The sequence below is a fragment of the Polynucleobacter sp. 39-46-10 genome (assembly GCF_002282275.1).
Genome location: NZ_NCJB01000109.1, coordinates 1 through 8319 on the forward strand (window position 1 = coordinate 1; position 8319 = coordinate 8319).

The following is an 8319-nucleotide window of genomic DNA, read 5'->3' on the forward strand; positions in this document are numbered from 1 at the left end:
GGTATCGAATCGCATCATTAATGAAGTACGTGGTATCAATCGCGTGGTCTACGACATTAGCGGAAAACCGCCAGCAACTATTGAGTGGGAGTGAAAACATTGCTGTAAGTCGTTGATTTATAACGATTTACGAGTTACACAATTGTTTCACACAAATCACTAAGTCGTTGTATTTCTTACAAATTTAATTTACAGTTGTTGAAATAGTTACACAATTTTGTAGCTATGAAAATAGACAGCTACACGTAAATTAAATGCCAACCAAAAAAGTCACAACAAACGGAACTGAAGTTGCAATATTTGATAACGCTGTAATTTACAAGCGTGGAGAGTATTGGCACTTTAGGTATTGGCTTACTAAAGAGCGTAAATACGCACGATTTAGCTTAAGAACTACAAACTTAAACACAGCTAAAGTTAAAGCAGAAGGACACTATCACGAACTTAAAGCTAAGGAATATGCTGGAATTACACACTTTAGTAAAACAGCTAAAGATGGTGTTGCTATGTATTTGGCTAAACGTGAAAAAGACATAGATATAAACATAACTAAAGGAAGATTTAGCACTATTAAGACACACTTAGAGCATTGGCTTAATTATATTAAGCGTGACACTAAGCTAAAAGAATTGCAAATTACTGATTGCGAAGATTACTACTTAAAGAGAGTAGAAGGAAAAACAAAAAAACAAACATTAAGTGCAACAACTGTAGAGAACGAACAGAGCACTATTAATGCAATGATGAAATGGCTTTATAAGCATAAGGAAACTAATTTAGAAAGTTTTGAATTTACAAAACTAAAGCGTGTAGATAGGGGAGATGAAAGTTTAAGACGTAATAGTTTTACAGATGACGAGATTAAACGTATAGGAATAGAGTTAGACAAATACATTGCTGAAGCATTGCAAAGAATTAATGAAACTGGCAATTTAGTAAAGGCTATTGCTGGTTATTACTTTGTAATAAGCATAATGTTTGGATTACGTAGAGGCGAGCAAATACAATTAGAGTGGAGTGATTACGAAGAGTTTGAGCATAAAGTAGCAAAAAAAGACTACAACTTAGTAAAGCTAACTGTTAGGGCAGAAATTAGTAAAGTTAATAAAACAAGAAGAATTGTTGAGAAAGATATTGGTTACTTTGACGACTTATTTAAGTTGCAATATCCACGAATAACAGCCTACCAAAAATCCAAACCAAAAGACGAACAGAAGAAATTTGCTAATACACTTATTTTTAGTCCTAATGGTGATACAGCAATAAGCAATCGTGCTATTGCATATCACTTTGATAAAATAATCAAATTAGCAAAGATTGAAAATATAGAAAAACGCAACATAGTGCCATATAGCTTTAGACACTATTACATAACGCAGAAAGTAAATAGTGGATTAGTTCCTACTTCAGTTGCAGAAATAGCTGGAACAAGCACTACACAAATAGAAAATACTTACTATCACACAACAGATGCTAAGTTAATTGCTAATGCATTTGCTGGATACGTTATTAAAGATGGCTTGCTTATCCCAACTTAACACTATTAATAGTTTGCTGTGCCTTAGCAATCTTCTGCCTATCACGCTCTGCCTTAAGCTGTTTAGCTACATTATCCTTTTGTAGCTGTAAAGACTTAATACGCTGTTGTTGAGGTGTTAAAGGTTTTATTACATTTGGTTTAATTTCTTTTAATCGCATTTAATGTCCAATTTGCTGTGGTGGTGATAAAACATTTCCAGCACCAAACTGTCCTTGCACTAACTTAAATGCCATAGCACTATTATCAGCAAAAACAATTGTATTAATCCAAACTCCACTCACCTTTACTGTAGCCTTAAACTGTTTCATAACAGTATTTAGTTTTATTACATTTACGTGCCCCAAATCCTTAAAACAATGGGGCACGTAACCAACACTATTTGTTAAATGCCTTGCGTGTAGCATCACTAACTTCACTAATAGCATCGTCAAATTCGCCTGCAACAACAGCATCTTTCAACTTATGCAATGTTCCAATTAATTCAGTTCCATTAGTTAATTCAATTGCATTAGCACCTTTCTTGTTAAGTGGTAACGTCTTTGCACCATACTTAACAGCTAAATTAATCTTGCCATTCTCTGCAATCCAAAACCATTCCTTAACACGTTTAACTGTTTCAACAGTCATACGCTCACCAGTTTCCTTGTTAGTAATAGTTTTAATACGTTTTGGTGCATAAGTTTGTTGATTACGCTGTGCTTCGCACAATTCCAACTGTTCTTGCACTTTAGCAAGTAGCTTTGAGCGACGTTGCATAACTGGTGAAATAGCTGTGCGTTTAGCTGTAGTAATTAACTTCAAGTTTGTAACTATGCTCATCGTTTTCTCCTATAAGTTAATGGGCATACTTACTTTATGGCTGATTTTTAGTAATTCCTACCTAAATCTGCCACCAATTCTCACCAAAAACCTAATAATTCGTTAATAAATTAATGGTTTTATTACATACACATAAATAAGTGTATGTCTAATAACCAAGCTCTTAAGCAAGCATACGTAGAAACTATCAACCAATTTAGTCCACGTCTCACACACGCTGTAACCGTTACTTTCAAAACACGTGCATACGTATTACCAAAAAGTTACCAAAAATGCACCCAAAACCAAAATAACGTGTTTAAGTCTGCCCAAAAATACCAACCAGAACGATGGAATTGGGGCAATAGTGAGGTTTTGGGTGATTGGAAATGGTTAAACGAGGAAGTGGCAGAAAGCACTTTGGATTACTTTTACGCTAAGTTAGCTTATATGGCTTTTGGTAAAGACACAAAACGGACAACAACTAAGGCGTATTCAAAACCCACGATGATTACAAGCATAGAAGGCTTATACAGCGACAAACGCATACACGCACACTTAGCAATTGGTAACTTACCCAAAAACATTGACATTCGAAATACGATAGAACGAGCTTGGTGGGCTTGTGACTTTGCACACAAAAGCATAGTCATTAAGCCACTAAGCAACACTTATGGCTGGCTTGACTACATTACTAAAGAAGCAAACGTTGGCAACGTAGATGCTTTACGCATACAAAGCATTAAACAACCCCAAATCTACTTAAGTGACATTGGCGTAGAAAACAGCTTGTAATTAAGCAGATTTGGACAATTTGGATAACAAGCAAGCATTACTATTTAATGCTTAATAGCGAAGCTATACCTAAAATTTACTAATTACAATGCACAACGCTTCAAATCAACGCTATAAGCAAGAAATACAAGGTAGTGAATACAAACACAGCAGAGAGCTTAGAAAACAGCACTAAGACGCTTTAATTAAGTCTGCTAATAAATGTGGGATTTAGACGACAAATTAACTAAATAGCAATATGTAATCTTCTTTATTAAGTATTACATTTGGCAAGAAAACACAGCATACAGCGACGTAACCGTATGTTTTTATTAAGGAATGCAAATTGACTAACTTTTGGAATAAAAAGGTCGCAGAAAATAAACAAAGAAAATACATTAAAGACATAGCAAAACTTTGGTTAGGGAAAGAAACTATGTCTAAGCAAGCAAAAACATTAAACAATGATGAAATACGTAAAGTTTTAGATTACGTAGCAACACGAAAGCATAGCGAGCGAAATAGAGCGATGATTTTTACTATTTTTAATACTGGTATGCGTGTTAGTGAAGTTGCTAATTTACGTTTTAAGGATGTTGTAGATAGTGAAGGTGCTGTTAAACGTGAAATTCGACTTAGTGCAGAGGATACTAAGACTAAGGAAGCACGTATTGTATTTGTTAATGACAAGTTACATAAGGAATTAACAAGATACGTTAAGTTATACAAGCCACTAAACACCAATGTAAAGTTCTTTTACAGTCAAAAACGTGCAAGTGATGGCTACAGTCCAAATACATTAGCCCAATTTTTCCATTACTTGTTTAATAGGGCAGGGATTGCTGGTGCAAGTTCACACTCTGGTAGACGTAGCTTTATTACAAACTTAGCTAACAAAGGTGTTGGAGTAAGAGTAATAATGGGATTAAGTGGACATAGAGCATTGAGTAGTGTGCAATGTTACATAGACTGTAACGATGATATGAAACGTAAAGCAATTAACTTACTAAATTAGTATTACCAACCAGACTTTAGTATTAGTGTAGCGTTATCTTCAATACGTTTTGTTGCATTCATTACTTCAATAACTAACTTATCATTAGCTTTTGTATATGCGGGAAATGATTTATAGAATTTAGCATCGCCAATATCTTTTTCTATAAAAAAATCTAAACTCTTTATTGTGCTCTCTAATTCTCGCTTAAATCTAACTAAGTGTCCGTGTGTCCAAGTTAAGTGACTTAGTTCATCTATTAAAACATCATCAACTATAAAATGTGTAGTTAGATTGTCTACAAACTTTAGGGTAAGTGCTGTTGCATTAGCCTCGCTTTCAAATAGATAAAGTTCACGTGTATAGCTGTGATTATTAACTAAGACTTTTTCGAAGTTACTAAAAGCGTTTTCTATTTGATAAAGTTTATCTGCGTATGGAACATTTTTATTTTTGCGTTTTCCACCACCATAAATTACTTTTGAACCCTTGCCCAAGTATTCATCAAGTTCTTTATAAGTTGGCTTGTCTTTATTTGAAGTGTTCTCAAAAATTGCACATTTAACAGACATAGTTATTTTGCTTTCTTAACGCGACTCTTAGCAAGTTTTCTTAGCTTTTTTGTTTCATAGTCAATCCACATATCTTCATACTTGCCTAAATCCTTATGCACACTTACTATTAAAGCATTAGTCTTCTCGCCACCGTGTTGAGGTAGTCGTAATGCCATATGTTTAATAACAGCACGTAACCAAGCATCAACTGATTGATGTTCTACGGGAATATTCCAGTTTGAGCTTGTGTAGCAATACTTGTATAAAGGATCAATTGTTGGCATTGTTTCAAAATAAAGCTGTGTTTCATAATCTTCATTAGCTTCAATAATCTTCAACTTCGCTTCAAACTGTAGCTCTTCAATCGATTTGCTTTGGTTACGTGGCATTGCTATTACTTCTTACTTGCACGTTTCTTAACTTCACTTTGTGTAACTACCAAACGCTTAATACCAATTACATTACCAATTGCTTCAAGTATTGCTATATCACTTACGTCTTTTGCACTATCTTTAATCTTCTTAAAGTCAGCAGGGATATTCGACTTTTTAATTGCTTCTGTTACTTCTCCAGCATAAGCACGTCTTTCTAATACTTTTAATGCTTCCTTTGCTGCCTCAAGTTTCTTCTTTAAGTCATCTGCAGAAAGTGATTTACGCGGTGCTCTTGTAGCCATTCTCAATTCTCCAAGTAGTTATGTTTAACAGAATAGTAATAAAACCTATTGTCATTAGCTTTATATCCCTATATTCTGCATAAAGTCATTAGTGTTTATCCTTAGTCCCATACAAGTTAATATGTAACCTATGCCAGATATAACTATTAACGAAGTTCGCAGACGCTTACAGCTATTTGCGAAAGAACACGCTACAGATAGCGATGAGAAACAACACGCACAGCAATTTTGGCGTGATTTTTATATGTGCTTTGGGCTTAGTAAAAGCTCAGCAAGTATGTTTGAGGCACGTGTTCTAAAAGTAGGTGGAGCACGTGGCTATATAGACAGCTTTATTCCAGGTGTTTTATTGGTAGAGCAAAAGAGTTTAGGTAGAAACTTAGATGATGCTTATGTGCAAGCACAAGCATATTTCCACGCAATTGCTAATGAATTTGAAAAGCCCCAATACATTATTACGTGTGACTTTCAAACATTTCAGTTGTATAACTTACAAAACAACGCTAAAGAGCCACTAATTTGTAAGTTAGATGAATTACATAAACGTGCAGATTGGTTTATGTTTTTAGTTGATAAACGTGTTCAAGCTGTCACAGAAGAATTACCAGTCAATCGTAAAGCTGCAGAACAAATTGCTAAGTTACACGATGCATTACTTAAGGCAAACTATAAAGGCAAAGATTTAGAGAGTTTCTTAACACGCTTATTGTTTTGTTTGTTTGCAGACGACACAGGGATATTTGGTGACGATGGCATATTTAGACGCTTAGTTGAAGCTACTAAAGAAGATGGTAGTGATTTAGGTAGTGCAATAAGTTTGTTATTTGAAGTTCTAAATACTCCTAAAGATAGCAGACAAACTAATTTAGATGAAGCATTACAAGCATTTGAATATGTAAATGGTAATTTATTTGCAGATCATATACAAACTCCTTATTTTGACTTTGACTTACGCACAATTTTAATTAAGTGTGTGCAAATTGATTGGAGTGGAATTAGTCCTGCAATATTTGGTGCAATGTTTCAAGCTGTATTAGAAGAAGGTGCAAGTGATACAGCACATCGTAGAGAAAGTCGCAGAGAATTAGGTGCACATTACACAAGTGAAAGAAACATACTTAAAGTAATACAACCATTATTTTTAGATGACTTATATGAAGAGTTTGATAAAGCTAAAGGTAGCAAGATAAAACTTACAGCTTTATATGACAAGCTACCAACCTTAAAGTTTTTTGATCCTGCGTGTGGTTGTGGTAATTTTTTAGTTATTGCTTATAGAGAAATTAGAAGAATTGAGAATGATGTTATTAATGAATTATTTTTTAAGGGACAAGCACAAGGTGGTTTATTAGATATAGCAACATTATGTCGCGTTAATATTGGACAGTTTTATGGAATAGAAATTGATGAAGCTGCTACACATATTGCACGTGTTGCACTATACATAACAGATCATCAACTTAACTTAGAGGCTGCTAATAAATTTGGTAAAACTCGTGCAACAGTTCCTTTAGTTACAACACCTCATATACATTGTGGAAATGCATTACGTATTGATTGGAATGATGTTGTTAAAGCAGAAGAATGTAATTTTGTTTTTGGTAATCCACCTTTTATTGGTTACAAACATCAATCTGCATTACAGAAGAAAGACTTAGAGATTGTTTATGGAGTTGGTAATAATGCAGGCGTATTAGATTATGTTTGTGCTTGGTATGTGTTAGCAAGTAGATTTATAAAATCGAATGAACAAACAAAATGTGCTTTCGTATCTACAAATAGTATTGCACAAGGAGAGCAAGTAGCTGTTTTGTGGAGTTTATTATTGCCTCTACATATCAATATTCATTTTGCGTATCGTACATTTGATTGGAGTAATGAAGGAAAGGCTGTTGCAGGTGTTCACTGTGTAATTATTGGATTTGGTATTTGTGATGTTAAGCAACGTCTTATTTTTAAGGAAAATGACGAAATAGTATTAGCTAAAACAATAAATCCATATCTTCTTGATGCACAAACAATACTTATCGATAAAAAAACTAATCCTATCTGTAATGTTCCTAATTTAGTTTATGGTAATGAACCACGTGAAGGTGGTTTTTTATTGTTAGATGAAGATGAGTATAAAAAATTAGTTGCTATAAACGACTATAGCGTCAAGTTTATTAAACGTTTTGTAAGTGCTGATGACTACATCAATAACATTAAACGTTATTGTTTTTGGCTTGTTAATGCTGATCCAACTGAACTACATAAGAGTAATTTTTTACTTAAACGCATTGAAAGTGTGCGTGAATTTAGAAAAAATAGTTTACAGAAAGCAGCTAATGCAGCATCAGCTACTCCTTCTGTTTTTGTAGCTACTCCTTCTGTTTTTGTTTCTATTCGTCAATCAAATCAACCTTATTTGCTTATCCCAATACATAGTAGTGAACGACGAGATTACATACCAATTGGTTATTTAAGTGGTGATGTTATATGTAGTAATGCTTCATTTATGTTACCTAACGCTACAGTTAAAGAATTTGCTGTTCTTACAAGTAAAATGCATATGGCTTGGGTAAGAATAATTTGTGGAAGATTAGAAAGCCGTTATCGCTATTCAAATACTGTTGTATATAACAATTTTGTGTGGGATATTAATAGCACTGAAGAGCAGAAAGCCAACTTATCGTTAAGTGGGCAAGCAATTTTAGATGCAAGAAACCTTTATCCAAATGCATCTTTAGCTGAATTATATGACCCCTTAACAATGCCAATTGAACTTGTTAAAGCACACGAAGCAAATAATAAAGCTGTTGATAAGGCTTATGGATATATGGGAGCTGATGATGATGCAAGTAGAGTTGCTTTCTTGTTTAAGCGTTATGAGGAATTAACAAGTTTATTACCACCAACTGTTGCAAAGAAAAAACGTGCCAAGAAACAAGATGATGCACAATCTAATCTAATTTAACAATGGTTATCAATAATATGCGTCCTA

The 8319-nt window shown here is 34.0% G+C and carries 11 protein-coding genes; 5 read left to right on the forward strand and 6 right to left on the reverse strand.

From position 1 onward, the window contains the following. Nucleotides 1-94 (forward strand): hypothetical protein (locus B7X71_RS09740; RefSeq protein ID WP_293598160.1); only part of this gene is annotated, 94 nt, incomplete at its 5' end. 160 nt (nucleotides 95-254) lie between these two features. Further along, a complete protein-coding gene (locus B7X71_RS09745; RefSeq protein WP_293600627.1) occupies nucleotides 255-1538 on the forward strand; it encodes a site-specific integrase in 1284 nt (427 codons plus the stop codon). Here the strand turns inward: B7X71_RS09745 and B7X71_RS09750 are convergent. The 3 genes from B7X71_RS09750 to B7X71_RS09760 all read right to left on the reverse strand — a co-directional run bounded on the left by B7X71_RS09750 (nucleotide 1525) and on the right by B7X71_RS09760 (nucleotide 2359). Further along, nucleotides 1525-1698 (reverse strand): hypothetical protein, encoded by a 174-nt coding sequence (locus B7X71_RS09750; protein ID WP_293598153.1) that lies wholly within the window; start codon nucleotides 1696-1698, stop codon nucleotides 1525-1527. The two genes, B7X71_RS09745 and B7X71_RS09750, sit on opposite strands and share 14 nt — an antisense overlap. Then, nucleotides 1699-1848 (reverse strand): hypothetical protein, encoded by a 150-nt coding sequence (locus tag B7X71_RS09755; protein WP_215275362.1) that lies wholly within the window; start codon nucleotides 1846-1848, stop codon nucleotides 1699-1701. A 67-nt stretch (nucleotides 1849-1915) separates the two neighbouring features. Next, a complete protein-coding gene (locus B7X71_RS09760) occupies nucleotides 1916-2359 on the reverse strand; it encodes a DUF6641 family protein (RefSeq protein WP_293598154.1) in 444 nt (147 codons plus the stop codon). 144 nt (nucleotides 2360-2503) lie between these two features. On the opposite strand from B7X71_RS09760, the gene B7X71_RS09765 reads away from it, so the two are divergent. Both B7X71_RS09765 and B7X71_RS09770 read left to right on the forward strand, forming a co-directional pair. Further along, nucleotides 2504-3133 (forward strand): hypothetical protein, encoded by a 630-nt coding sequence (locus B7X71_RS09765; protein ID WP_293598155.1) that lies wholly within the window; start codon nucleotides 2504-2506, stop codon nucleotides 3131-3133. A 325-nt stretch (nucleotides 3134-3458) separates the two neighbouring features. Continuing rightward, nucleotides 3459-4127, forward strand: coding sequence for a site-specific integrase (locus tag B7X71_RS09770; protein WP_363926913.1), 669 nt, complete (start codon nucleotides 3459-3461; stop codon nucleotides 4125-4127). A gap of 2 nt (nucleotides 4128-4129) precedes the next feature. On the opposite strand, the gene B7X71_RS09775 is transcribed toward B7X71_RS09770, so the two are convergent. The 3 genes from B7X71_RS09775 to B7X71_RS09785 are packed head-to-tail and all read right to left on the reverse strand — an operon-like array spanning nucleotide 4130 to nucleotide 5336. After that, nucleotides 4130-4678 carry a hypothetical protein gene (locus tag B7X71_RS09775; protein WP_293598156.1) on the reverse strand — a complete coding sequence of 183 codons (549 nt, stop codon included), beginning with the start codon at nucleotides 4676-4678 and terminating at the stop codon, nucleotides 4130-4132. A gap of 2 nt (nucleotides 4679-4680) precedes the next feature. Beyond that, entirely contained in the window at nucleotides 4681-5049 is a 369-nt protein-coding gene (locus B7X71_RS09780; protein ID WP_293598157.1) for a hypothetical protein, read from the reverse strand. 5 nt (nucleotides 5050-5054) lie between these two features. Continuing rightward, nucleotides 5055-5336, reverse strand: a complete 282-nt coding sequence (locus B7X71_RS09785; protein WP_293598158.1) for a hypothetical protein — start codon at nucleotides 5334-5336, stop codon at nucleotides 5055-5057. A 130-nt stretch (nucleotides 5337-5466) separates the two neighbouring features. Between B7X71_RS09785 and B7X71_RS09790 the strand changes: the two genes are divergently transcribed. Further along, nucleotides 5467-8292: a DNA methyltransferase gene (locus B7X71_RS09790; RefSeq protein ID WP_293600629.1), complete on the forward strand. Its 2826-nt coding sequence runs from the start codon at nucleotides 5467-5469 to the stop codon at nucleotides 8290-8292. Nucleotides 8293-8319: the final 27 nt, after the last annotated feature.

Coding starts and splice junctions, on each gene's coding strand:
- B7X71_RS09780 (WP_293598157.1), bottom strand. CDS start 5,049: ATGCCACGTAACCAAAGCAAATCGATTGAAGAGCTACAGTTTGAAGCG.
- B7X71_RS09745 (WP_293600627.1), top strand. CDS start 255: ATGCCAACCAAAAAAGTCACAACAAACGGAACTGAAGTTGCAATATTT.
- B7X71_RS09750 (WP_293598153.1), bottom strand. CDS start 1,698: ATGCGATTAAAAGAAATTAAACCAAATGTAATAAAACCTTTAACACCT.
- B7X71_RS09760 (WP_293598154.1), bottom strand. CDS start 2,359: ATGAGCATAGTTACAAACTTGAAGTTAATTACTACAGCTAAACGCACA.
- B7X71_RS09765 (WP_293598155.1), top strand. CDS start 2,504: ATGTCTAATAACCAAGCTCTTAAGCAAGCATACGTAGAAACTATCAAC.
- B7X71_RS09785 (WP_293598158.1), bottom strand. CDS start 5,336: ATGGCTACAAGAGCACCGCGTAAATCACTTTCTGCAGATGACTTAAAG.
- B7X71_RS09755 (WP_215275362.1), bottom strand. CDS start 1,848: ATGAAACAGTTTAAGGCTACAGTAAAGGTGAGTGGAGTTTGGATTAAT.
- B7X71_RS09775 (WP_293598156.1), bottom strand. CDS start 4,678: ATGTCTGTTAAATGTGCAATTTTTGAGAACACTTCAAATAAAGACAAG.
- B7X71_RS09790 (WP_293600629.1), top strand. CDS start 5,467: ATGCCAGATATAACTATTAACGAAGTTCGCAGACGCTTACAGCTATTT.